General features: G+C 73.9%; 17 protein-coding genes and 1 other RNA gene. 16 read left to right on the plus strand and 2 right to left on the minus strand.

Features of this window, described 5'->3' with window-relative positions; all coding sequences use genetic code 11:
* Window positions 1–2 precede the first annotated feature (2 nt).
* The 7 genes from K353_RS10515 to K353_RS10545 all read left to right on the plus strand — a co-directional run bounded on the left by K353_RS10515 (window position 3) and on the right by K353_RS10545 (window position 9,680).
* Window positions 3–1,268 carry an alpha/beta hydrolase family protein gene (locus K353_RS10515; RefSeq protein WP_111553320.1) on the plus strand — a complete coding sequence of 422 codons (1,266 nt, stop codon included), beginning with the start codon at window positions 3–5 and terminating at the stop codon, window positions 1,266–1,268.
* Between the two features lie 127 nt (window positions 1,269–1,395).
* Window positions 1,396–1,774, plus strand: a transfer-messenger RNA (tmRNA) gene (ssrA, locus tag K353_RS10520).
* A gap of 188 nt (window positions 1,775–1,962) precedes the next feature.
* Window positions 1,963–3,336 carry a NarK/NasA family nitrate transporter gene (locus K353_RS10525; protein ID WP_111553321.1) on the plus strand — a complete coding sequence of 458 codons (1,374 nt, stop codon included), beginning with the start codon at window positions 1,963–1,965 and terminating at the stop codon, window positions 3,334–3,336.
* Window positions 3,337–3,542: 206 nt separating this feature from the next.
* Entirely contained in the window at window positions 3,543–4,715 is a 1,173-nt protein-coding gene (locus tag K353_RS10530) for a uroporphyrinogen-III synthase (protein ID WP_233533496.1), read from the plus strand.
* 148 nt (window positions 4,716–4,863) lie between these two features.
* A complete protein-coding gene (locus K353_RS10535; protein WP_111553322.1) occupies window positions 4,864–7,158 on the plus strand; it encodes a UvrD-helicase domain-containing protein in 2,295 nt (764 codons plus the stop codon).
* Between the two features lie 323 nt (window positions 7,159–7,481).
* Entirely contained in the window at window positions 7,482–8,957 is a 1,476-nt protein-coding gene (locus tag K353_RS10540; protein ID WP_111553323.1) for an NAD-dependent malic enzyme, read from the plus strand.
* 441 nt (window positions 8,958–9,398) lie between these two features.
* Window positions 9,399–9,680, plus strand: coding sequence for an HU family DNA-binding protein (locus K353_RS10545; protein WP_030459611.1), 282 nt, complete (start codon window positions 9,399–9,401; stop codon window positions 9,678–9,680).
* 77 nt (window positions 9,681–9,757) lie between these two features.
* Here K353_RS10545 and murA read toward each other — a convergent pair whose 3' ends face one another.
* A complete protein-coding gene (gene murA / locus K353_RS10550) occupies window positions 9,758–11,113 on the minus strand; it encodes a UDP-N-acetylglucosamine 1-carboxyvinyltransferase (RefSeq protein ID WP_111553324.1) in 1,356 nt (451 codons plus the stop codon).
* A 226-nt stretch (window positions 11,114–11,339) separates the two neighbouring features.
* Between murA and K353_RS10555 the strand changes: the two genes are divergently transcribed.
* The 6 genes from K353_RS10555 to K353_RS10580 all read left to right on the plus strand — a co-directional run bounded on the left by K353_RS10555 (window position 11,340) and on the right by K353_RS10580 (window position 18,377).
* Window positions 11,340–11,909: a YqgE/AlgH family protein gene (locus K353_RS10555; RefSeq protein WP_111553325.1), complete on the plus strand. Its 570-nt coding sequence runs from the start codon at window positions 11,340–11,342 to the stop codon at window positions 11,907–11,909.
* Between the two features lie 60 nt (window positions 11,910–11,969).
* Window positions 11,970–12,245, plus strand: coding sequence for a DUF3039 domain-containing protein (locus tag K353_RS10560; RefSeq protein WP_030459614.1), 276 nt, complete (start codon window positions 11,970–11,972; stop codon window positions 12,243–12,245).
* Window positions 12,246–12,318: 73 nt separating this feature from the next.
* Entirely contained in the window at window positions 12,319–13,956 is a 1,638-nt protein-coding gene (locus K353_RS10565; RefSeq protein WP_111553326.1) for a beta-N-acetylhexosaminidase, read from the plus strand.
* Between the two features lie 229 nt (window positions 13,957–14,185).
* Entirely contained in the window at window positions 14,186–15,082 is an 897-nt protein-coding gene (locus K353_RS10570) for a xanthine dehydrogenase family protein subunit M (protein ID WP_111553327.1), read from the plus strand.
* Window positions 15,079–16,071, plus strand: coding sequence for a (2Fe-2S)-binding protein (locus K353_RS37145; RefSeq protein ID WP_370447584.1), 993 nt, complete (start codon window positions 15,079–15,081; stop codon window positions 16,069–16,071). The genes K353_RS10570 and K353_RS37145 overlap by 4 nt, the downstream gene beginning before the upstream one ends.
* On the plus strand, window positions 16,068–18,377 hold the full coding sequence (locus K353_RS10580) for a xanthine dehydrogenase family protein molybdopterin-binding subunit (protein WP_111553328.1): 2,310 nt from the start codon (window positions 16,068–16,070) through the stop codon (window positions 18,375–18,377). The genes K353_RS37145 and K353_RS10580 overlap by 4 nt, the downstream gene beginning before the upstream one ends.
* A gap of 7 nt (window positions 18,378–18,384) precedes the next feature.
* Here the strand turns inward: K353_RS10580 and K353_RS10585 are convergent, their stop codons facing one another.
* Window positions 18,385–19,911, minus strand: coding sequence for a hypothetical protein (locus tag K353_RS10585; RefSeq protein ID WP_111553329.1), 1,527 nt, complete (start codon window positions 19,909–19,911; stop codon window positions 18,385–18,387).
* Window positions 19,912–20,201: 290 nt separating this feature from the next.
* Here K353_RS10585 and K353_RS10590 point away from each other — a divergent pair, with 290 nt between their 5' ends.
* The 3 genes from K353_RS10590 to K353_RS10600 all read left to right on the plus strand — a co-directional run bounded on the left by K353_RS10590 (window position 20,202) and on the right by K353_RS10600 (window position 23,592).
* Window positions 20,202–21,617 (plus strand): S8 family serine peptidase, encoded by a 1,416-nt coding sequence (locus tag K353_RS10590; protein ID WP_233533497.1) that lies wholly within the window; start codon window positions 20,202–20,204, stop codon window positions 21,615–21,617.
* A gap of 114 nt (window positions 21,618–21,731) precedes the next feature.
* Window positions 21,732–22,055 (plus strand): hypothetical protein, encoded by a 324-nt coding sequence (locus K353_RS10595; protein ID WP_111553331.1) that lies wholly within the window; start codon window positions 21,732–21,734, stop codon window positions 22,053–22,055.
* A gap of 7 nt (window positions 22,056–22,062) precedes the next feature.
* A complete protein-coding gene (locus K353_RS10600; RefSeq protein WP_111553332.1) occupies window positions 22,063–23,592 on the plus strand; it encodes a WXG100 family type VII secretion target in 1,530 nt (509 codons plus the stop codon).
* Window positions 23,593–23,607: the final 15 nt, after the last annotated feature.

A 23,607-nucleotide genomic window follows, 5' to 3' on the forward strand; every position in this document is an offset into this window, starting at 1 on the left:
GGGTGGACATCTCGCTGTTGAGTGGCTGGCTGCCGTGGACCTTCCGAATACTGGCCGTGGTGGCGGTCGTGGCGGCGCTGTTCCGGGGCAGCCCGTTCTGGGTCCGCCGCCGGCTGCCCTGGGTGGTCGGCGGGGCCGCCGCCGGCACCGGGCTGGCCGCGCTGCTGGTGCTGGCGTTCGGCGACGTCCAGGACCCGCTGCCGCCCGGCCTCTGGCTCTGGGTCTGCTGCGCCCTACTGGGCCTGGGCGGCCTGGCCGCCGGGGTGCGCCGCTCCCGCTGGTGGAACCTGGCCGCCGTCCCGGTCGCGGTGGCGATGTCGCTGCTGTGCGCGGCCAACTCGATCAACATCTCCACCGGCTACTACCCCGACGTGGAGGCGGCGGTCGGCGACCTGTCCGACGCCCCGGTGCCGCAGCAGATGACCCTGGAGGAGGCCCTGGCCACCGTCGGCCGGGCCGCCGAGGGCCGGGTGGTCGCGGTGGACGTCCCGGCCGAGCCGAGCGGCTTCAAGCACCGGCGCGAACTGGTCTACCTGCCGCCGGCCTGGTTCCGCAGCAAGGTCCGGCCCAAGCTGCCGGTGGTGGAGATGATCGGCGGCCAGTTCGCCGCCCCCGACAACTGGATCCGGGCCGGCGCGGCGATCGAGACCGCCGACGCGTACGCCGCCGCCCACAACGGCTACGCCCCGGTGCTGGTGATGGCGGACGCCACCGGGAACTTCAAGACCGACACCGAGTGCGTCAACGGCAAGCACGGCAACGCCGAGGACCACCTGGTCAAGGACATCCCGCCGTACGTCGCCCGGACCTTCGGCACCGCCACCGACCCGCGCTCCTGGGCCGTGGTCGGCTGGTCGATGGGCGGCACCTGCGCGGTCGACCTGGGCGTGGCGCACCCCGAGGTGTTCCGCCACTTCGTCGACATCTCCGGCGACCTCGGCCCCAACCTCGGCGGCCGGCAGGCCACCGTCGACGGCCTCTACGGCGGGGACGCCGCCGCCTGGGAGGCCCACGACCCGCTGACCGTCCTCGGCCGGGCCGCGAAGGACGCCTACCGCGGCTCCGGCGGCTACTTCCTGGTCGGCGCCGACGAGGGCGGCAAGCACCTGGAGAACGCCCAGGCCCTGGACCGGGCCGCCCGGCAGGCCGGTCTGGACACCAAGGTCGAGGTGCACCCCGGCAAGCACGACTGGCAGTTCGGCGGCGCGGGCTTCAGGCTGGCGCTGCCCTGGCTGGCCCAGCGGACCGGCCTGCCCGGCGCGAACTGACCGGCGCGGACCGGCACCGGACCCGCGCCGACCGCTAATGCGCTGGACCCTTGACGCGCGGGTTGAGTACTATGGCAGCGCACCACCCGGCGGGCCCGCCCGTCGGCGCTGTTTCTCAACACAACATGGGGATGATCGGTTTCGACAGTGACAGTCGAAACAGGAGAAGCGAGCCGAGGAACGCGGCAATGATCTCGTTAACCACCTGTCGCAAAAAAATAATCGCCAACTCTAAGCGCGATTCCCAGCAGTTCGCTCTCGCAGCCTGATCTGCGAAAGTGAATGGGTGTCAGCCCGGGGCGTTCCCGACCCGGATCCTGGCATAATCTAGGGAACTCAACCCGCCACCCGGGCCACGGGGGTGGTGGGGAAACCAAACAGTGGCTGGGCCTGTTGGCGGCTTGTCCGCGTGACCGCCAGGGCCGAGAAAATCACAGCGGACTGCGCTCGGAGAAGTCCTGAATCCACTTCACTGGACCCGGGTTCGATTCCCGGCATCTCCACCGCCCCATGTGCACCGCAGAGCCGCCCTCCGCCCGGAGGGCGGCTCTCGTGCGTTCCGGGGTGCCCCTCACACCCCCGCCCCGCCCCGGGTGAGAGGACGGTTCCGCACCCTTCACACCGCACAACGGTTCCGAAATCGTGGACTCCTAGCGTCAGTGGCACAGGGCAACGGAACGCGAAGGAGCAGCCCATGGACGGCACCACCACGCGCGGCAGGACGGGCGGCCGCTGGATCCGGCACTGGGACCCGGAGGACACCGCGTTCTGGGAGGCCACCGGCCGCCGCACCGCCCGCCGCAACCTCGCCTTCTCGGTGCTCTCCGAACACGTCGGCTTCTCGATCTGGAGCCTGTGGTCGGTGATGGTGCTCTTCATGGGCAAGGAGTACGGCATCGACCCGGCCGGGAAGTTCTTCCTGGTCGCGATGCCCACCCTGGTCGGCTCCTTCGTCCGCATCCCCTACACCGTCGCGGTCGCCCGCTTCGGCGGCCGGAACTGGACGGTGGTCTCCGCGCTGCTGCTCCTGCTGCCCACCCTGGCCGCCGGGTACGTGATGCACCCCGGCACCTCGTACACCGCGTTCATGCTGGTCGCGGCGCTCACCGGGTTCGGCGGCGGCAACTTCGCCTCCTCGATGACCAACATCAACGCCTTCTACCCGGCCCGGCACAAGGGCTGGGCGCTGGGCCTCAACGCGGGCGGCGGCAACATCGGGGTGCCCGTCATCCAGCTGGTCGCGCTCGGCGTGATCGCCGGGGCCGGGGCCGGGCACCCGCGGATCGTCCTCGGCGTCTACCTGCCGCTGATCATGCTCGCCGCGCTGTGCGCCGCCCTGTTCATGGACAACCTGGCCCCGGTGCGGGCCGACACCCGCTCGCTGGCCGCGGTCGTCCGGGAGAAGCACACCTGGCTGATGTCGGTGCTGTACGTCGGCACCTTCGGCTCCTTCATCGGCTTCTCCTTCGCCTTCGGCCTGGTGCTGCAGAACCAGTTCGGCCGCACCCCGCTCCAGGCCGCCCAGCTCACCTTCCTCGGCCCGCTGCTGGGCTCGGTGGTCCGCCCGGTCGGCGGGAAGCTCGCCGACCGGTTCGGCGGCGCCCGGATCACGCTGTGGAACTTCGCCGCGATGGCCGCCGCCGCGAGCGTGGTCACCTACGCCTCGTCGATCCGCTCGCTGCCGGTCTTCCTGGCCGGGTTCGTCGCCCTGTTCGCCCTCGCCGGGCTGGGCAACGGCTCCACCTACAAGATGATCCCCGGCATCTTCGACGCCAAGGCCCAGGACCGGATCGCCGCCGGGGCCACCGCCGAGGAGGCCGCCGCCTGGTCCCGGCGGATGTCCGGCTCCGCGATCGGCGTGATCGGCGCGGTCGGCGCCCTCGGCGGGCTGTTCATCAACCTGGCCTTCCGGGAGTCCTTCCTGGTCGCCGGGTCCGGCACCCCGGCCTTCGCCTCCTTCCTGGCCGCCTACGCGGTCTGCTCCGCCCTCACCTGGACGGTGTACCTCCGCCGCCCCGCCGGCGCCCCCGCCGTCGCCGGTGACGGCGCCGCCCTCGCGCGGGTCTGAACCCCCGCCCCGGGACCGCCCCGCCCCCGGTACCACCCGCCCCCGGGACCGCCCCGCCCCCGGTGCCGCTCCGACCAGCGGCGAAACACGCCGGTAATCGGAGCGACCCGGGGGTGACACCGCGACCGGACACGATTGATCACCCACCCGACCGCGGCCCGTCCCCAGCCAGGACACCCGGGCCGCGCAGCTAAGGACGACACCGCATGGCCGACCCGAACCGACGCCAGCCGGACGGACCCGGGACCGCCGGGACCGCCGGGAGCACCGAGAGCACCGAGGCCGGCCCGCTCGCGGGCTGGACCGTCGGCATCACCGCCGCCCGCCGAGCCGACGAACTCGCCGCCCTGCTCCAGCGCCGCGGCGCCAGCGTGCTGCGCGCCCCCGCCCTGCGGATCGTCCCGCTCGCCGACGACACCGAACTGCACACCGCGACCCGGGCGCTGATCGCCGACCCGCCCGACCTGGCGGTCGCCACCACCGGCATCGGCTTCCGCGGCTGGCTGGAGGCCGCCGAGGGCTGGGACCTGGGCGACGAGCTGCGCGGGGCGCTCGGCCACGCCGCGGTGCTCGCCCGCGGCCCCAAGGCCAAGGGCGCGATCCGGGCCGCCGGGCTGCGCGAGTCCTTCTCCGCGGCCACCGAGTCCTCCGCCGAGGTGCTCTCCCACCTGCTCGACCAGGGCGTCGACGGCCGCCGGATCGCCGTCCAGCTGCACGGCGCCCCGCTGCCCGGCTTCGTCGAGTCGCTGCGCGCCGCCGGGGCCGAGGTCGTCGAGGTCCCGGTCTACCGCTGGCTCCCGCCCGTCGACCTCGGCCCGCTCGACCGCCTGCTCGACGCGGCCTGCGCCGGCGCGCTCGACGCCGTCACCTTCACCTCCGCCCCCGCCGCGATCAGCCTGCTGGAGCGGGCCGCCCAGCGCGGCCGCACCGAGGAGCTGCTGCACGCCCTGCGCCGCGACGTCCTCGCGGTCTGCGTCGGCCCGGTCACCTCCGCCCCGCTCGACGCGCTCGACGTCCCGACCGTCTGGCCCGAGCGGATGCGGCTGGGCGCGATGGTGCAGACCCTCACCGCGGCGCTGCCCGGCCGGGCCCGCCCGCTCCGGGTGGCCGGCCACCTGCTCGAACTGCGCGGCCAGGCCGCCCTGGTCGACGGCCGGCTGCGTCCCGTCCCCCCGGCCGGCATGGCCCTGCTGCGCACCCTGGCCCGCCACCCCGGCTGGGTCGTCCCCCGGGCCGACCTGCTGCGCGCCCTGCCCGGCAGCGGCGACGACGAGCACGCCGTGGAGACCGCGATGGCGCGCCTGCGCCAGGCGCTCGGCGCGCCCCGGCTGATCACCACCGTCGTCAAGCGGGGGTACCGGCTGACCCTCGACCACTGAGGCCCGGGCCCCCGCCCGCTCCCCGTCCCCGTTCCCGTCCCCGCCCCCGCCCCCGTCCGCTCCCGCTCCCCGCCCCGCCGTTCGGAGCGGCCCCCGGTTCCCTGTAGGATCTTCCGTCCGCCTTTTTCTCCGCACCTTTGGGGGCTCCTTGGGCGCGCACGGTTCTACCGAGCACCGATCCGACACTGTCCGCGACCGCGAGATCGCCGGGGAGCAGCGGCACCTCGACACCGTCTACCGGCGGTTGGAGGAGAAGCTGGCCGAGGCCGAGTACATCCTGGAGGACGCCGCCAAGCGGGTGCAGGTCGGCACCCCCGGCGCGCTCGCCGAGCGCGACGCGCAGGTGTACCGGGCCGGTGCCCACCTGCAGCGGTTGAACAACGAGTTCGAGGACTTCCTGTTCGGCCGGATCGACCTCCAGCAGGCCGACGCGCCGGAGGAGCACGGGATCCCGTCCCAGACTCCGCTGGACCCGGCCGACCCGGCCGTCGCCGAGAGCCTGCACATCGGCCGCCTGGGCGTCCTGGACGCCGAGTACGGCCCGCTGGTGATCGACTGGCGGGCCCCGGCCGCCGCGCCGTTCTACCGGGCGACGCCGCTGGAGCCCGGCCGGGTGGTCCGGCGCCGGGTGATCCGGTCCAAGGGTCGGAAGGTGGTCGGCGTCGAGGACGACCTGCTCCGTCCCGACCTGGCGCCGACGCTGGACGGCGAGGAGCTCGCCGTGGTCGGCGACGGCGCGCTGATGGCGACGCTGGGCCGGGCCCGCGGCCACTCGATGCGCGACATCGTCTCCTCGATCCAGAAGGAGCAGGACGAGGTGATCCGGGCGCCCGCCGCGGGCGCGACCCTGGTCACCGGCGGCCCCGGCACCGGCAAGACCGCCGTCGCCCTGCACCGGGCCGCGTTCCTGCTCTACCAGGACCGCCGCCGGTACGCGGGCGGCATCCTGGTGGTCAGCCCCACCCCGCTGCTGGTCTCGTACACCGAGGGCGTGCTGCCCTCGCTGGGCGAGGAGGGCCAGGTGGCGATCCGCGCGGTCGGCAGCCTGGTCGACGGGATCGAGGCGTCCCGGTACGACAGCCCGGAGGTGGCCCGGATCAAGGGCTCGGCGCGGATGGTGCCGCTGCTGCGCCGGGCCGCCCGGGGGGCCCTGGAGCTGGGCGCGCCCGCCGAGCTGCGGGTCTTCGCCCGGGGCCGGGCGCTGCGGCTGGACGCGGGCCGGCTGAAGGCGGTGCGCGGCAACGTGGTGGGCGGCGGCGGCACGCCGCTGAACCTGCTGCGCCCGCGGGCCCGCCGCCTGCTGCTGGACGCGCTCTGGTCGGAGGCGGTGCGGGACCTGCCGAAGCCGAGCACGTACGCCGAGCGCGAGCAGCGCCAGGAGGAGCGCGAGTCCTTCGACGAGTACGTCTCCGACGAGGCGGTGTTCCTGGACTTCCTGGACGCCTGGTGGCCCGCCGTCACCCCGCGCCGGGTGCTGGCCACGCTCCGGCAGCACCGGCACACCAACCGGATCGCCCGCCGCGCGGTCACCCCGGAGGAGGCCCGGCTGCTCGCGGCGTCCTGGCGGCACCTGGACGAGCGCGGCGCGGGCGCCCTGTCGGCGCACGACGTGGCGCTGGTGGACGAGCTCCAGGTGCTGCTCGGCGAGCCGGCCCGCCCGAAGGTCCGCGAGGTGGACGCGGTGGACGCGCTCACCGGCCTGGACGAGGTCACCACCTACGGCGAGCGGACGTACGGCCGGCGCGAGCGCGTCGCGGAGGAGCGCCGGGAGTACGCGCACGTGATCGTCGACGAGGCGCAGGACCTGACGCCGATGCAGTGGCGGATGGTCGGGCGGCGCTCCCGGATGGCGACCTGGACGATCGTCGGCGACCCGGCGCAGTCGTCCTGGCCGTTCCCGCAGGAGGCGCAGGCGGCGATGGACGAGGTGCTGGCGGGCAAGCCGCGCCGCCGGCACACGCTGACGGTGAACTACCGCAACCCGGCGGAGATCGCCGAGGTGGCGGCGAAGGTGCTGGAGCTGGCCGCTCCGGGCACCCCGTCGCCGAGCGCGGTGCGGGCCACCGGCGCGCACCCGCGGTTCGCGGCGGTCCGCGAGCCGGACCCGGCGGCGTTCGGGGCGGCGGCCCGGGCGGAGCTGGAGCGGCTGCTGGCCGAGGTGGACGGCACCGTCGCGGTGGTGGTCCCGATGGACCGCCGGGCCGAGGCGGCGTCCTGGGCCGAGGGCCTGGGCGGGCGGGTGGTGGCGCTGGGCAGCCTGGAGGCCAAGGGCCTGGAGTACGACGCCACTGTGGTGGCCGACCCGACCGGCATCGCGGGCGAGTCGGAGGCGGGCCTGCGGGTGCTGTACGTGGCGCTGACCCGGGCCACCCAGCGGCTGACCGTGCTGTCCGGCCCGGACGACCTGCCGGACGCCGCGGGCGTCCCCGCGCTGCTGAAGTAGCCGGGCAGCACGGAGGCCCCCACCCGTCGGGTGGGGGCCTCCGCCACGTTGCGCACCGGCCCGCCATGCTCGCCTCGCGGCAAGTGGTCCCTCGAAGGGACGAAGGTTGGGCCCGGGGGCTTGGATCGAGCCGGTGCCGTTCCAATGTAACGCATCCGTGCCGACGGGCAAGGAGGCCGCGTCCCGCTCCGGCCGGTTTGTCGGGTCCGCACACTCCGCGCCCGTTATTTCTGGCGGGCCCTTGGTCGGTGCGACCATCGAGGTCTAGCATGCCGAGCGGCATGGAACTTCAACAGTTTGTTGATTCAGGAAGAAGGACGTCGATGGCGACGGTGCCCAGTGTCTCGAACTCGATCACGGTCCGGTTGGAGGTCCCGGCCACCGGCAACGCGGTGAGCTCGATCACCACCGCGGTGGAGTCTTCCGGCGGTTCGGTCACCGGTCTCGACGTCACGGCCTCCGGCCTGGAGGCGCTGCGGATCGACGTCACGGTGGCGGCCTCCTCGGTCGCGCACGGCCAGGAGATCGTCGAGAAGCTCCGCACCATCGACGGCGTGAGCATCGGCAAGGTCTCCGACCGCACCTTCCTGATGCACCTCGGCGGCAAGATCGAGATGTCCTCGAAGCTGCCGATCCGCAACCGCGACGACCTGAGCATGATCTACACCCCCGGCGTGGCCCGGGTCTGCATGGCGATCGCGGAGAACCCGGAGGACGCCCGCCGGCTGACCATCAAGCGCAACAGCGTCGCGGTGGTCACCGACGGCTCGGCCGTGCTGGGCCTGGGCAACATCGGCCCGAAGGCCGCGCTGCCGGTGATGGAGGGCAAGGCGGCGCTGTTCAAGCGGTTCGCGGGCATCGACGCCTGGCCGCTCTGCCTGGACACCCAGGACGCCGACGAGATCGTGGCGATCGTCAAGGCGATCGCGCCGGGCTTCGCCGGCATCAACCTGGAGGACATCTCCGCGCCGCGCTGCTTCGAGATCGAGGCCCGGCTGCGCGAGGCGCTGGACATCCCGGTCTTCCACGACGACCAGCACGGCACCGCGATCGTGGTGCTGGCCGCGCTGACCAACGCGCTGAAGGTGGTCGGCAAGGAGATCGGCGAGATCCGGGTGGTGATGAGCGGCGCCGGCGCCGCGGGCACCGCGATCCTCAAGCTGCTGATGGCCGCGGGCGTCGAGCACGCCACCGTGGCGGACGTCCGCGGCGTGGTCCACCGGGGCCGGGACGACCTGAACGACAGCCTGCGCTGGATCGCCGAGAACACCAACCGCTCCGGCCGCACCGGCACCCTCAAGGAGGCGGTGGCCGACGCCGACGTGTTCATCGGCGTCTCCGCCCCGAACGTGCTGGACGGCGACGACCTGGCCACCATGGCCAAGGACGCGGTCGTCTTCGCGCTGGCCAACCCCGACCCGGAGGTCGACCCGGCGGTGGCCCGGCAGACCGCCGCGGTGGTCGCCACCGGCCGCAGCGACTTCCCGAACCAGATCAACAACGTGCTGGTCTTCCCGGGCGTCTTCCGCGGCCTGCTGGACGCGCAGAGCGCCAGCGTGGACACCGAGATGATGCTGGCCGCCGCCCGGGCGCTGGCCACCACCGTCACCGACGAGGAGCTGAACCCCAACTACATCATCCCCAGCGTCTTCCACCCGGGGGTGGCCAAGACCGTCGCGGCGGCCGTCCGGGACGCCGCGACGGCCGCCCGGGGCGACGCGGAGGACGCCCCGGAGCGGCCCACCGCGGGCATCGTCGGGACGCTCGACACCGGCACTTTCCCGGCCGTCCGGTTCTGAGCCCGGAGGGGGCCCGGCCCGCCCGCCGGGCCCCGCTCGCGGCGAACCGCGCGGAGCCCTTGCGACACAAGGGCAAGGGGCGTGTTTGGGCTTGTCGGTGCCAGGGCGTACGGTAGCCCTGCGACGGGGAGGCGTGTCCGACAAGTACGGTACGTCCCCAGTTGCGCCACGGCGTGTCGTCCCGGCCGCCGCCCGCTCCGGCCACTCCGGAGCCGACGGAGCGTCACACCTCCGTCCGGCGGGCGCTGTTCGGGTCAACCACGCCGGTTCCCGATTGGCTTTCTCAGTGCCGGTCGGGGCAGGATTCGTACCCAGGCGGGCAGTTTGTGGCGCTTCGCGGTGCGAGCCCGGCCCCTGACCAACCCCTCGCCTGAACGAGCACCGTCGCGCGGACCGGCCATGCCTCCGCGCACGGCAGAGCAACAGACCACAGGAGTACACATGAACCGCAGTGAGCTGGTGGCCGCGCTGGCCGAGCGTGCCGAGGTGACCCGCAAGGACGCCGACGCCGTGCTGGCCGCCTTCGCCGAGATCACCGGCGAGGTCGTCGCCAAGGGCGACGAGAAGGTCACCATCCCCGGTTTCCTGACCTTCGAGCGCACCCTGCGCGCCGCCCGCACCGCCCGCAACCCGCAGACCGGCGAGCCCATCCAGATCGCCGAGGGCTACAGCGTCAAGGTGAGCGCCGGCTCGAAGCTGAAGGAAGCCGCGAAGGGCAAGTGACCCCCCGCCGCTGAACGCACCGGTGGCCGGCCTCCCCTCGCGGGGAGGCCGGCCACCGGCTTTCCGGCCCGCCGCGCTCAGGCGGTCAGCCGGACCTCGGGCGCCTCGGCCTCCGAGGGCAGCTCGATGTGCGCGCCCAGGTCGCGCAGCTTGTCCATGAAGTTCTCGTAGCCGCGGTTGATCAGGTCGATGCCGTGCACCGTGGAGGTGCCCTCGGCGGCCAGCGCCGCGATCAGGTACGAGAAGCCGCCGCGCAGGTCGGGGATGACCAGCTCGCCGCCCATCAGCTTGGACGGGCCGGAGACCACCGCGGAGTGCATGAAGTTGCGCGCCCCGAACCGGCACGGCGTGCCGCCCAGGCACTCGCTGTAGAGCTGGATGTGCGCGCCCATCTGGTTCAGCGCCCCGGTGAAGCCCAGCCGCGACTCGTACACCGTCTCGTGCACGATCGACAGGCCGGCGGCCTGGGTCAGCGCCACCACCAGCGGCTGCTGCCAGTCGGTCTGGAAGCCCGGGTGCACGTCGGTCTCCAGGGCGATCGCCTTGAGCTCGCCGCCCGGGTGCCAGAACCGGATGCCCGCGTCGTCGATCTCGTAGGCGCCGCCGACCTTCCGGAAGGTGTTCAGGAAGGTCATCATCGGGATCTGCTCGGCGCCCCGGACGTAGATGTCGCCCTTGGTGGCCAGCGCCGCGCACGCCCAGGAGGCCGCCTCCAGGCGGTCCGGCAGCGCCCGGTGGGTGTAGCCGTCCAGCTCGTCCACGCCGGTGACCAGGATGGTGCGGTCGGTGCCCAGCGAGATGATCGCGCCCATCTTCTGCAGCACGCAGATCAGGTCGACGATCTCCGGCTCGATCGCGGCGTTGCGCAGCTCGGTGACGCCCTCGGCGAGCACCGCGGTCAGCAGCACCTGCTCGGTCGCGCCGACCGACGGGTAGGGCAGCTCGATCTTGGTGCCGCGCAGCCGCTGGGCGGCGACCAGGTAGGTGCCCTGCGGGTGCTTCTCGATGGTCGCGCCGAACTGGCGCAGCACCTCGAAGTGGAAGTCGACCGGCCGGCCGCCGATGTCGCAGCCGCCCAGGCCCGGGATGAAGGCGTGCCCGAGCCGGTGCAGCAGCGGGCCGCAGAACAGGATCGGGATGCGCGAGGAGCCGGCGTGCGCGTCGATGTCCGCGACGTTGGCGGACTCCACGTGCGAGGGGTCGAGGATCAGCTCGCCGTCCTCGTCGCCGGTGCGGACGGTGACCCCGTGCAGCTGCAGCAGGCCGCGGACGACCTTGACGTCCCGGATGTCCGGGACGTTGCGCAGTCTGCTGGGGCCCTGGCCGAGCAGCGCGGCGACCATGGCCTTGGGGACCAGGTTCTTGGCGCCGCGGATCTGGATCTCGCCTTCGAGCGGGTTTCCGCCGTGGACCAGCAGGACGTCGTCGGTCATCGTTCTCGCAATCCGGGTGCGCAGGAGAGGTTTTCGGCTGCGGAGTTGGGGGAAGGGCCCTTCACCACCCCTAGATGGTAGGGGGTGGGCGATTGGTTCCGGTGTGTCCCTGTGGTGATCATGCTGTGCGGAAGGCGCCGCGGCACCGCCACTGGGCCGGACGGGTGGCCCGCGGGCTGGTCCGCCGGGTGTCCGGGGAGGGCCGGTACGGGGCATGATGTCAGACATGGAAGCGGCCCCCTCGCTCACCGGGCGACTGCTCGTGGCGACGCCCGTGCTGACCGACCCGAACTTCGCCAGGTCGGTGGTCCTGCTGCTCGACCACGACGCCCAGGGCGCGCTCGGGGTGGTGCTCAACCGCCCCACGCCGGTGGGCGTGGCCGCCGTGCTGGACGGCTGGGCGCCGCTGGCGGGCGACCCGCCGGTGCTCTTCCAGGGCGGGCCGGTGGCCCTGGACTCCGCGCTGGCGGTGGCCGTCGTCCCCGGGGAGGAGCACGGTGACGCGCCGCTCGGCTGGCGCCGGGTGCACGGCGCGATCGGCCTGGTCGACCTGGAGGCGCCGCCCGAGGTGCTGGCCGGGGTGCTCGGCGGGATGCGGGTGTTCGCCGGCTACTCGGGCTGGTCGCCCGGGCAGCTGGAGGAGGAGCTCGCCGAGGGCGCCTGGCACCTGGTGGACTGCGAGGCGGGGGACGTCTCCTGCGCCGAGCCGGACCGGCTGTGGCGCGAGGTGCTGCGCCGCCAGCGCGGGCCGCTGGCGATGCTCGCCACCTATCCCGACGACCCGCTGCTGAACTGACCGAGGAGCCCGGTGCACGCGGTGGCCCGGTTCCGGGCGGCCCCCATAGACTTGGCACCCATGAGCACTCTTGAGCCCGAGCGCGGTCTCGGCACCGGCACCCTGGTCGAGCCCGTCCCGCAGACGTCGCACGGGGACGGCGACCACGAGCGCTTCGCCCACTACGTCCAGAAGGACAAGATCATGGAGAGCGCGCTCTCCGGGTCCCCCGTGGTGGCGCTGTGCGGCAAGGTCTGGGTGCCCGGGCGCGACCCGAAGAAGTACCCGGTCTGCCCGATGTGCAAGGAGATCTTCGACGGGCTGAACAACCCCGGCGGGGACGACAAGAAGGACTGACGGCGCGCGACCTGCGCGAACACCTCCCGAGTGGTCTATGCCAATCGGGGTGGTCCGGGGCAGGATGAGGCGCATGGACCTCATCCCCGCCCCGTCGCACGTCCAGGCCCGCAGCGACGCCCCGCCCTTCGTCCTGCACGCCGGCTCCCGGATCGCCGCCGCCCCCGGGACCGGGGCCGCCGCCCGCCGGCTGCGCGCCGAGCTGTCCGCCGCCACCGGCTTCGACCTGGACCCGGCCCCGGCCGGGCAGGACGGCGACCTGCGGCTGGCGCTCGACCCGGAGCTCGGCGCGGAGGAGTACCGGCTGGACGCCGACGCCGCCGCCGTCCGGCTCACCGGCGGCAGCGCCGCGGGCCTGGCGCACGCCGCGCAGACCCTGCGCCAGCTGCTCGGCCCCGCTGCGTACCGCAGCGCCCCGCTGCCCGGCGCGCACTGGACGGTCCCCGCGGTGGAGATCCGCGACGCGCCCCGGTTCGGCTGGCGCGGCGCCCTGCTGGACGTCTCCCGGCACTTCATGCCCAAGGCCGGCGTGCTGCGCTTCATCGACCAGCTCGCCGCCCACAAGCTCAACGTCTTCCACTTCCACCTGACCGACGACCAGGGCTGGCGGATCGAGGTCCGGCGCTACCCGAAGCTCACCGAGGCGGGCGCCTGGCGCGAGCGCTCGATGATCGGCTACCGGGCCGGCGGCCGGCACGACGACCAGCCGCACGGCGGCTACTACACCCAGGACGACCTGCGCGAGATCGTCGCCTACGCCGCCGCCCGGCACATCACCGTCGTCCCCGAGGTCGACCTGCCCGGCCACAACCAGGCCGCCATCGCCGCCTACCCCGCGCTCGGCAACACCGACGTGGTCGACACCGCCGCGCTCGGCACCTGGACCGACTGGGGCGTCAGCGCGAACATCCTGAACGCCTCCGAGGCCACCCTGCGCTTCTACGAGCACGTGCTGGAGGAGGTGCTGGAGATCTTCCCCTCCGCCTTCGTCCACCTCGGCGGCGACGAGTGCCCCAAGGACCAGTGGAAGCAGTCCGACGCCGCCCAGGCCCGGATCGCCGAACTCGGCCTGAAGGACGAGTTCGAGCTGCAGAGCCACGTCATCCGGCACTTCGACCGCTGGCTGGCCGAGCGCGGCCGCCGGCTGATCGGCTGGGACGAGATCCTGGAGGGCGGTCTGGCCCCCGGCGCGGCCGTGTCGTCGTGGCGCGGTTACGAGGGCGGGATCGCCGCCGCGAACGCCGGGCACGACGTGGTGATGTGCCCCGAGCAGCACGTCTACCTCGACCACCGGCAGGCCGACGGCGCGGACGAGCCCGTCCCGGTCGGCTGGGTGCGCACGCTGGAGGACGTCTACCGCTTCGAGCCCGTCCCGCCGCAGCTCGACGCGGCCGCCGCCGCGCACGTCATCGGCACCCAGGCGAACCTCTGGACCGAGTTCATGGACGACGGCCGGGACGTCGACTACAAGGCGTTCCCGCGGCTGGCCGCGTTCGCCGAGGTCGCCTGGTCCGACCTGCCGCGCGACCCGGCCGACCGCGACTTCGCGGACTTCGAGCGCCGGATGGCCGGCCACTACCCCCGGCTGGACGCGCTCGGCATCGAGTACCGCCGCCCCGGCGGCCCGCTCCCCTGGCAGCGCAAGCCCGGCATCGTCGGCCGCCCGCTGGACGGCCCGCCCGGACCGTCCGGCGAGCACACCGCCCCCTGACGCCGGTGACGGAGCGTCAGCAGGGGGGAACTCCGGGCGAGGACCGCTCGTCATGACCGGGTGAACAACCGATCACCCCGGCCACGACCTGATCGCGGTCGCGCCCGGAGTTGTCCCGAGTTGTTCGGACCTGTCCGCCACCCGGGAAATGATCAGCGGTCTTTGTGTGCCAGAGTTGCCCAACCCGCACCGATCGCCCGTACCCTACGGGCGGCAGTCCGCACTGCAAATGGAGCACGGTGGGAACCTGGTGAACCGGACGATCATGTTGCCGGCCTCGGTGGACGAGGCGGTCGAAGCGCTGGCCGCCACCCCGGGGGCGGTGCCGGTGGCGGGCGCCACCGACCTGATGGAGGCCGTCAACGCCGGGCGGCTGCGGCCCGCCGCCCTGATCGGACTCGGCCGGATCACCGAACTGCGCGGCTGGCGCTACGAGGACGGCGGCACCGCCGTCCTCGGCGCCGGGCTCACCCACGCCCGGATGGACCGCCCCGACTTCGCCGCGCTCATCCCCGCCCTCGCCGACGCGGCCCGCACCGCCGGGCCCCCGCAGGTGCGCAACGTCGGCACCCTCGGCGGCAACATCGCCGCCGGCGACCCGGCCGGCGACACCCTGCCGGTGCTCGCCGCCCTGGAGGCCACCGCCACCCTCGCCCGGGCCGGCGCCGTCCGCGACGTGCCGATCAGCCACCTGCTCACCGGCCTCGACCCGCTGCGCCCCGGCGAACTGCTCACCTGGGTGCGGGTCCCGCTGCTGCACGCCCCCCAGGTCTTCCTCAAGTCCACCGGCCGCAGCGGCCCGGCCCGCGCCACCGCCTCCGTCGCCCTGGTCCTCGACCCCGCCCGGCGCGGCGTGCGCTGCGCCGTCGGCGCCGTCGCCCCCGTCCCGCTGCGGCCGCTGGAGGCCGAGAGCTGGGTGGCCGGCTGCATCGACTGGGACGCCCGCGGCGCCGAGGGCGCGGTGCTGATCGACCCCGCCGCGCTCGCCGCGTTCGGCGAGTACGTGGCGGGCGCGTGCGTCCCCGAGAACGGGACACACGGCGAGGGGGCGGGCGCGGCCGCGGCCCGCCTGCGGCGTACCGTGGCGGTGCTGGCCCGCCGGGCACTGGGAAGGGCGCTCAAGTGACGGACGAACTGCTGAACCACCCCGGGGCGCTCACCGCCGACGTGCGCCCCACCGCCTCGTACATGCTGCGGGTCAACGGCGTGGACCGGCCCGTCACCGACGCCTGGATCGGCGAGAGCCTGCTGTACGTGCTGCGCGAACGGCTCGGCCTGGCCGGCGCCAAGGACGGCTGCGAGCAGGGCGAGTGCGGGGCCTGCTCGATCCAGGTCGACGGCCAGCTGGTCAACGGCTGCCTGGTGCCCGCCGCGCTCGCCGCCGACAGCGAGATCAACACCGTCGAGGGACTGTCCGGCGCGGGCGGCGCCAGCGACGTCCAGCAGGCGCTCGCCGACTCCGGCGCCGTCCAGTGCGGCTACTGCACGCCCGGCATGGCGATGGCCGTCCACGACCTGCTCCAGCGCAACCACCGGCCCGGCGAGGTCGAGGCCCGCCAGGCGCTGTGCGGCAACCTGTGCCGCTGCACCGGCTACCGGGGCGCGCTGGCCGCCGTCCAGGCCGTCGCCGACGCCCGCGAGGCCGCCCTCGAAGCCGAACTGGAGGCCGCCGAGCAGGCCGCCGGACAGGCGCCCCCGGCCGGCGCACCCGCCGCCGGCGCGCCCGCTCCCGCCGGGCCGCCGTCCCACCCCGACCAGGGCGGCGAACTCCCGCTGTACGCCGACTCCGAGCTCTGGCACGAGGCCGACCAGCTGGCCCCGCCCCCGCCCCCCGCCGGGCAGGACGACGGCACCCTGCGCACCGGCGGCTACGCCTACCCGCCCACCCCGCCGCACGGCACCCCCGTCCCGACCGAATGGGCCGGCGGCCACGGTTCTCCCGGCGGCGGCGGTGCTCCCGGACCGTTCGGCGCCCCGGCCTACCAGGACGCGGGCCCCTACGACGGCACCGTCTACGCCACCGACGGCTACGGCCAGTACCCCGGCCACGACGCCACCGGCTACGACGCCACCCCCGCCCACGGCATCCGCCTCCACGAGGACGAGAACGCATGACCTCCGCCACCGAGCTCCCGGCGGCCGCCCCCGCGGACCACGAGACCGGCACCACCGGCCTCGGCACCTCCCCGCTGCGCACCGACGCCCTCCCCAAGGCCCTGGGCATCTACCCCTACGCCGCCGACCTGTGGGCCGAAGGGCTGCTCTGGGGCGCCGTGCTGCGCTCCCCGCACCCGCACGCCCGGATCGTCTCGGTGGACACCGCCCCCGCGCTCGCCATCCCCGGCGTGCACGCCGTGGTCACCGCCGCCGACCTCCCGCCCGGCCCCGACGGCGGCCCCGCCGGGCCGGCCACCGCAGACCGCCCGGTCCTCGCCGCCGGCGTGGTGCGCCACCACGGCGAACCCGTCGCCGCGGTCGCCGCCGACCACCCCGACACCGCCCGGCTCGCCGCCGCCGCGATCCTGGTCGAGTACGAGCCGCTGGAGCCCGTCACCGACCCCGAGGCCGCCTTCCACGCCCCCCCGCTGCACCCCGACGGCAACCTGCTGCGCCACCTGCCGCTGCGCACCGGCGACCCCGACGCGGTCGGCGCGATCGTCGTCGAGGGCCTCTACCAGGTCGGCCGCCAGGACCCGGCCCCGATCGGCGCCGAGGCCGGACTCGCCGTGCCCCGCCCCGACGGCGGCGTCGAACTGCACCTGTCCTCCACCGACCCGCACGGCGACCGCGACCGCACCGCCGCCCGCCTCGGCCTCGACCCCGACCGGGTCCGCCTGGTCGTCACCGGCGTCCCCGGCGCCACCAGCGACCGCGAGGACCTCTCCTTCCAGGTCACCCTCGCCCTGCTCGCGCTGCGCAGCGGCCGGCCGGTCAAGATGACCCTCACCCGCGCCGAGTCCTTCCAGTCCCACCCCACCCGGCACCCCGCCCTGCTGCGCTACCGCCACCACGCCGACGCCGAGGGCCGGCTGGTCAAGGTCGAGGCGCAGATCCTGCTCGACGGCGGCGCCTACGCCGACGTCTCCGCCGAGGCGCTGGCCGCCGCCGTCGCCTTCTCGGTCGGCCCCTACACCTGCCCCAACGTCTTCGTCGACGCCTGGGCGGTGCGCACCAACAACCCGCCGGCCGGCCGGATGCGCGGCGAGGGCGCCCTGCAGACCTGCTTCGCGTACGAGTCGCAGCTCGACCAGCTCGCCAGGCAGCTCGGCATCGACCCGGTCGAGATCCGCCGCCGCAACGCCATGACCACCGGCGACCCGCTGCCCACCGGCCAGGCCGTCACCTGCCCCGCCCCGGTCGAGGCCCTGCTCGACGCGCTCGACGCCTCCCCGCTGCCCGCCCTCCCGCTGGACGACCCGCAGGCCGACTGGCTGCTGCCCGGCGGCCCCGGCGGCGCGGGCGACCCCACCGCGGTGCGCCGCGGCATCGGCTACGCGGTCGGCATGGTGCACATGCTCGGCGCGGAGGGCGAGGACGAGGTCTCCACCGCGACCGTCCGGGTCTCCGGCGACCACGCCACCGTGATCTGCGCGGCCGTCGACTCCGGCCAGGGCTTCGCCACCCTGGCCCGGCAGATCGTCCAGTCGGTGCTCGGCGTCAGCGAGGTGTACATCGCGCCCGTCGACTCCGACCAGTCCGCGGCCGGCCCCGCCTCCCGCGGCCGGCACACCTGGGTCTCCGGCGGCGCCGTCGAGCGGGCCGCGCTGATGGTCCGGCACCAGATGCTGCAGCCGATCGCCGCCGACTTCGGGATGTCCGTCGAACTGCTCACCATCACCGACGGGAAGATCACCTCGTACGACGGCGTGCTCGGCATGCCGGTCAGCGAGGCCCTGGAGGGCCGCGAGCTCTGGGCCACCGCCCAGTGCCGGCCGCACCCCACCGAGCCGCTCGACCCCGAGACCGGGCAGGGCGACGCCTTCGTCTCCATCGCGTTCTGCGCGATGCGCGCCGTGGTCGACGTCGACATCGAACTCGGCGCCGTCCGGGTCGTCGACGTCACCGTCGCCCAGGAGGTCGGCCGGGCGCTGAACCCCCGGCAGATCGAGGACCGGATTGAGGGCGCCGTCGCCCAGGGCGTCGGACTCGCCCTGCTGGAGAACCTGCGCACCGAGGGCGGCGTCCCCGTCAACGCCTCGCTCACCGGCTACCGGCTCCCCACCGCCCTGGACACCCCCGACGTCCGGATCGCCGCCCTGCTGGAGGAGCGCGACGTGGTCGCCCCGTTCGGCGCCAAGGCCGTCAGCGCGGTGCCCGCCGTGGTCGCCCCCGCCGCGGTCGCCGCCGCCGTCCGCGCCGCGACCGGGCTGCCGGTCGGGCGGCTGCCGATCCTGCCGGAGGACGCCACGCTGCCCGCCTGACGCACCGTCACTTCCTCCGGGCGGCCGCCGTCGCCGTCGTGGTGCGGACGTGCTCCGCCCAGGCCGCCCGGAACGCGTCGGCGCTCCCGCCGGTCGCCTCGGCCAGCTGTTGGGCGTACTCGCTCGGCCTGGCGTAGTGCGCGGCCACGAAGGCGAACGCCCGGGCCTCCCCGTAGGTCGCCGCCAGGTAGCGCACGGCGTCGCCGCTCAGCGCGTAGTTCGCGGCCCTGGCCCCGGCGGTGTCCGCGTAGAACTCGCCCTGCTCACCCGGCAGTCCGCCGTCGAAGCGCACCTCGCGCAGGTCGCCGACCAACTCGTCGCGGGCCGCCGCGTCCTCACCGCGCAGCGCCATGAACTCGGCGAAGCCCTCCGCCACCCAGTCGTGCGGCTGCCCCTTGCCGGTGGGCGAGGGCCACTCGGACAGCAGCGTCGCGACGATCGCGTGCGCCATCTCGTGCCGGCCGATGTCCGTCACGCCGTCCTGCCAGCGCGAGCCGGTGAACCGGCTGTCGGTGGTGTCCATCACGATCCGGCTGCCGCCGACCGTCATTCCGCCGACCGTCATCCCGCCGCCCGCCGTGCCGCTGCTCGCCGTGCCGCCGCTCGCCGTGCCGCGGGCCGCCCCCTCGGCCGCCACCACCGGCATGTTGACGCCGGCCTCCAGGCTGTCGTCCTGCTTCCCGTCGCCCTGGTACAGCTTGTTGTAGACCTCCCGGTTCTTCTCCAGCACCACGAAGAACCCCCGCGCACCCCGTCGGACGCCGACCGGCGCCGGCGCGTACTGCTGCCAGGCCGCCAGGTCGTCCCCCGCCGCCCGGGCCAGCACGTCGACGTCCCGGTCCAGCTCGGCCTCCTGGCCCCTGTCCGCCATCGCCACCAGGTGGTCGCGCACCCGCACCGACAGGTCGTCGTACACGTCCCACGGGGCCGGGTAGTAACCGGCGTCCAGGCTCTTGCCCTGGTGGTCCCGCACCGCCCCGACCCCGGTTATCACCTCGGTGCCCGACTCCACCGGCAGCACCTGCCACCCGTACTCCTCGGCGATCGGCAGGTTGTCCACGTCCTTCACCTGGTGCACGAAGTCCACCCGCAGCCGCCCGTTCAACGGCGAGTTCGACACCTCCCAGCGCGCCGTCTCCCACGGCACCTTCCGCAGGTTCCGGAACACCAGCCGCTGCCGCTCCTTCACCTCCCCCGCCGCGAACGGCCGGACGAACCCCTCCTCGTCCCCCGCCGCCAGCGCCCGCGTCAACCCGTCCGCGACCCGCCGCCAGTTCTCCTGCTCCACCACGTACGCGGGCGTCGTCGCCCCCTTCCGCCCCACCTGCAGGTACGCCGTTCCCCCCACCGCGGCCACCACCACCAGCACCACCAGCGCGATCCCCAGCACCCCCAGCACCCGCGACCCCCGCCCCGGCGGCTGCGGCGCCGGGTACGCGGACTGCCAGTCCTGGCCCTGGTACGGCGGGGGCGGGAACCCCGGGTACGACTGCTGCCCCGGCACGGGCGCGCCGGACTGCGGCGGATGCGTCAAGAGTTCCCCCAAGGACGGACGACGCGCCATTCATAGCACAGCCCCCGACCACCCCCACCAGCCCTTTCCCCCACCGACGGCACACGAACGAGACCGACACCCCGGCGGCGGGCACCCAGCGGCCTTCGCCCGACCCGACCCCGTACCGCCGCTGCCGCAGGGCGGTGAAATGCAGCGGCCCTTGCCACGAGAGGCCGGTGCCAGGGCGGGTGACGGACGATACGATCGAACCGTCCTGTGTTCCGGGGGCGCTGCGAGAGCGAACGGGCTGTCTACTGACGGGGTGTTTGATGGTGCTGGCCAGACTGACGGGCGCGCTCGGCGCGACCGCTTTGACAGCGGGCATGCTGTTCGTCGGCGCGCCGACGGCGTCGGCGGACCAGGTGCGGGACGCGCAGTGGGCGAACGCGTACTTCGACCTGGACAAGGTGTGGTCGGTCAGCAAGGGTGACGGCGTGATCGTCGCGGTGATCGACACCGGGGTCAAGGCGAATCATCCGGACCTGTCGGGGTCGCTGCTGCCCGGGTACGACCCCGGCGGCCAGGGACGCGAGATCAAGCCGACCACTGAACACGGGACGGGCATGGCGAGCCTGATCGCCGGTCACGGACACGGCAACGGCGAGGGCGTGACCGGCCTCGCGCCCGGAGCCAAGATCCTGCCGATCTTCCACGGGGACGGCGGCGCGATGCCGCAGGGCATCAAGTGGGCGGTCGACCACGGCGCCAAGGTCATCAATATCTCCCAGGTCACGGATCTGGTCGAGCAGGACTCCTTCACCGATGCGGTGGCCTACGCGCTCCAGCACAAGGTGCTGATCGTGGCGGGCACCGGCAACGACGGGGGGCCCGTCCGTCCTCCGGCGAACGTTCCCGGGGTGCTCGCGGTCGGTGCCGTGGACAAGAACCAAAGGATCTGGCCGCAGTCGAACTACGGCCCCGAGGTCATGTTGACGGCACCGGGTGTCGACATCGTGATGGCCGGCAGCGGCGGATCGGGCTCCTGCACCTCCCAGTACTGCATGGCTGACGGCACCTCGGACTCCACCGCCTACGTCTCCGCCGCGGCGGCCCTGGTGTTCGCCAAGTACCCCGATCTCACGCCGGGCCAGGTGGCCAACCGGCTGGTGAAGACGGCCGCGGCTCCCGCGGGCGCCTCCAAACTGCCCGACAGCCACTACGGATACGGTGTCGTCCGCCCGTACCAGGCCCTGACCGCAAACGTTCCTGCCGGTTCCGCGCAGGGGCCGCTCGCGGCGGCGGCCGGTGCCGCCGCTCCGTCGGCCGGTGCCGGGGCGACGCAGGAGACGAAGGACCCGGGCAGTGACGGGGCGGGAACGGGCGGGCTCGGTTCTCCAGGGGCGGTGCCGGGCGTCAAGCAGTCGTCGTCGGGATCGGCCCTGCCCCTGGTCCTCGCCATCGGCGGCGGGCTGGTCGTGCTGCTCATCGTGGTCATCGCGATCGCGGTGTCCAGCAGCCGGAAGCGCAACCGCAACCGCGCACAGGGCTTCCAGGCCCAGGCCGGGGTCCCGTACGGTGCTGCACCGGGGTGGCCCCCGGCCCAGCAACAGCCGTACGGTCAGGCGGGTCAGCCAGTCCAGCAGCAACCGTACGGACAACCGGGCCAGCAGCCGCCGCCGTACGGCTACCCGCCGCAGCAGCCGCCCTACAACAATCCGTACCAGGACGGCAACCAATCGCGTTGACGGTGTGTTAGGGCATCGTCCGAACGCGATACGATCGAACGCTCTGACTGGGACAACCCGTCAGCCAGAGAGTTACCACGGGGAAGTTTCGACACTCCAGGGGGAGAGGGCCTCGTGTCCGACGGATACAGCGTCAACCCTGCAGAGCTGGAGGCAGTCGTCAAGCGACTGCGGGCCCTCCAGCAGAACATCAGCACCTGCGGGACCAACACCAAGTACAAGACCGACATCACTCAGGATGCCTTCGGCGGTGACTTCGTCGAGGCCCAAGCACTGTACAGCGCGCATGGGAACATGCAGGCGTTCCTGACCCAGACGATCTCGTCCATCGACGCGCTCATCAGCGAGTACGGCGACAAGACCCAGCTCGTCCACGACCGTTACGTGGGGCGTGAGGACGACGGCCAGTCAACCATGAACCAGATTCAGGCAGGGTGAGTCAGAGATGGCCGACACGACTCCATTCGACAGTTACGCCCTGATCCCGCTCAAGAACATGGTTTCCGGCTCAAGTCCCGAGCGGATCAAGGAAGTCGGGCAGCACTGGTTGAACGTGCACCAGGAGCTGACCCAGGCCGCCGCCGATCTGCAGGCGGCGATCGACCACGCCACCGCGAACTGGACCGGGGCGGCCTCGCAGGGCTTCGCCACGAAGGGCTCGCAGATCCAGCAGGGCATGGTCACCACCGCCGCGCACGCACAGAACACGTCCGTCGCGATGACCTACGCGGCGACCGCGCTCGAGCAGACCAAGTCGACCATGGACCAGATCAAGGTCCCGAGCTTCATGGACCGGGTCGGCAAGACCTTGAGCGACGGCTTCGCCAGCTCGGACGAGGGGTTCAAGCGGGACCTCGCGTCGGGCATGAACCGGATCGACGCGGTCAACAAGAACGCGCACGACCTGTCCGCCACCGAGGTCGCGCACCAGTACGCGATCGGCGTGATGGAGCACCTGGGCCCGCAGTACACCCAGGCCGCGTCGTACATGGGTACTGGCGACCACGAGGTCACGAGCCCGTCGAAGAACTTCCCGCCGGACCCGCCCGCCACGGTCGTGCCTCCCGGGCACACGCCGCCGAGCATGCCCAACCCGAAGTACCCGGGCGGGGTGCCGCCGCAGCAGACGACTCCGTCGAACGTCTCGCCGGGCCTGCCCTCGGTGCCGCAGCCGACGCAGCCCGGGCATCCGGTGGTGCCGGGGGTGCCGCCGGTGGGGTCGGTGCTGCCGGGCGGGGAGCTGCCGCCGTTCACTCCGCCGACGTTCACGCCGGCTCCGGTGCCGCCGTCCACGGGGATCCTGGGGGTCGACCCGCCGTCCGTGGGGTTGACGCCTCCGGGGTCGGGCGGCGGGCTGCCCGGTGGGGTGGGGACGTTGCCCGGTGGCGGGTCCGGTGGTGGCGGGACCGGTGGTGGCGGGTACGTGCCCGGGGGGTTGGGTGGTGGGTACCTGCCCGGTGGCGGGCTCGGCGGTGGTGGCCGGGTGTCGACCGGCGGGTTGTCCGGGGCCGGTGGCGCCGGTGGTGGTCGGGCCGGTGGCTCGGGTACCGCGGGCGGGGTCGGCCGGGGTGCCGCCGGTGGGGCCGCCGGTTCCGGGGCCGGTGGCTCGGGTTCGGGTGCCGCGGGGGCCCGCGGTGTCGCGGGTGCCGGCGGGATGGGCGGCATGCACGGCGGCGGTGCCGGTGGTGCGCGGGGCGGTGCGGCCGGTGGCAAGAGCGCTGCCGGCGGCCTGGTGCGCAAGGCTGGTGGCACGGTCGGTGGTGCGAAGGCGGCCGGTGCCGGTGGACGGGCGTTCACCGAGGGCGGGTCGGGCATCGGGAAGGGGCGTGCCGGGCAGGCGGGCGCGGCCGGGATGCACGGCGGCTCGGGCAGCGGCGGCAGCAAGAAGAAGAACCAGGGGCACCGTCCCGACTACCTGGTCGAGGACGAGGACACCTGGCGCGGTGGCGAGGCCAACCCCGGCGTCATCGAGTAGCGGTCGGCTCCACCG

The organism is Kitasatospora sp. SolWspMP-SS2h (assembly GCF_003259315.1).
GTDB classification, from domain to species: Bacteria; Actinomycetota; Actinomycetes; order Streptomycetales; family Streptomycetaceae; genus Kitasatospora; species Kitasatospora fiedleri.

Excerpts from the sequence above, each read along its gene's own strand:
- K353_RS10525 (WP_111553321.1), top strand. The coding sequence starts at position 1,963 with ATGGACGGCACCACCACGCGCGGCAGGACGGGCGGCCGCTGGATCCGG.
- K353_RS10530 (WP_233533496.1), top strand. The coding sequence starts at position 3,543 with ATGGCCGACCCGAACCGACGCCAGCCGGACGGACCCGGGACCGCCGGG.
- K353_RS10540 (WP_111553323.1), top strand. The coding sequence starts at position 7,482 with ATGGCGACGGTGCCCAGTGTCTCGAACTCGATCACGGTCCGGTTGGAG.
- K353_RS10545 (WP_030459611.1), top strand. The coding sequence starts at position 9,399 with ATGAACCGCAGTGAGCTGGTGGCCGCGCTGGCCGAGCGTGCCGAGGTG.
- murA (WP_111553324.1), bottom strand. The coding sequence starts at position 11,113 with ATGACCGACGACGTCCTGCTGGTCCACGGCGGAAACCCGCTCGAAGGC.
- K353_RS10555 (WP_111553325.1), top strand. The coding sequence starts at position 11,340 with ATGGAAGCGGCCCCCTCGCTCACCGGGCGACTGCTCGTGGCGACGCCC.
- K353_RS10560 (WP_030459614.1), top strand. The coding sequence starts at position 11,970 with ATGAGCACTCTTGAGCCCGAGCGCGGTCTCGGCACCGGCACCCTGGTC.
- K353_RS10565 (WP_111553326.1), top strand. The coding sequence starts at position 12,319 with ATGGACCTCATCCCCGCCCCGTCGCACGTCCAGGCCCGCAGCGACGCC.
- K353_RS10570 (WP_111553327.1), top strand. The coding sequence starts at position 14,186 with ATGGAGCACGGTGGGAACCTGGTGAACCGGACGATCATGTTGCCGGCC.
- K353_RS10580 (WP_111553328.1), top strand. The coding sequence starts at position 16,068 with ATGACCTCCGCCACCGAGCTCCCGGCGGCCGCCCCCGCGGACCACGAG.
- K353_RS10590 (WP_233533497.1), top strand. The coding sequence starts at position 20,202 with ATGGTGCTGGCCAGACTGACGGGCGCGCTCGGCGCGACCGCTTTGACA.
- K353_RS10600 (WP_111553332.1), top strand. The coding sequence starts at position 22,063 with ATGGCCGACACGACTCCATTCGACAGTTACGCCCTGATCCCGCTCAAG.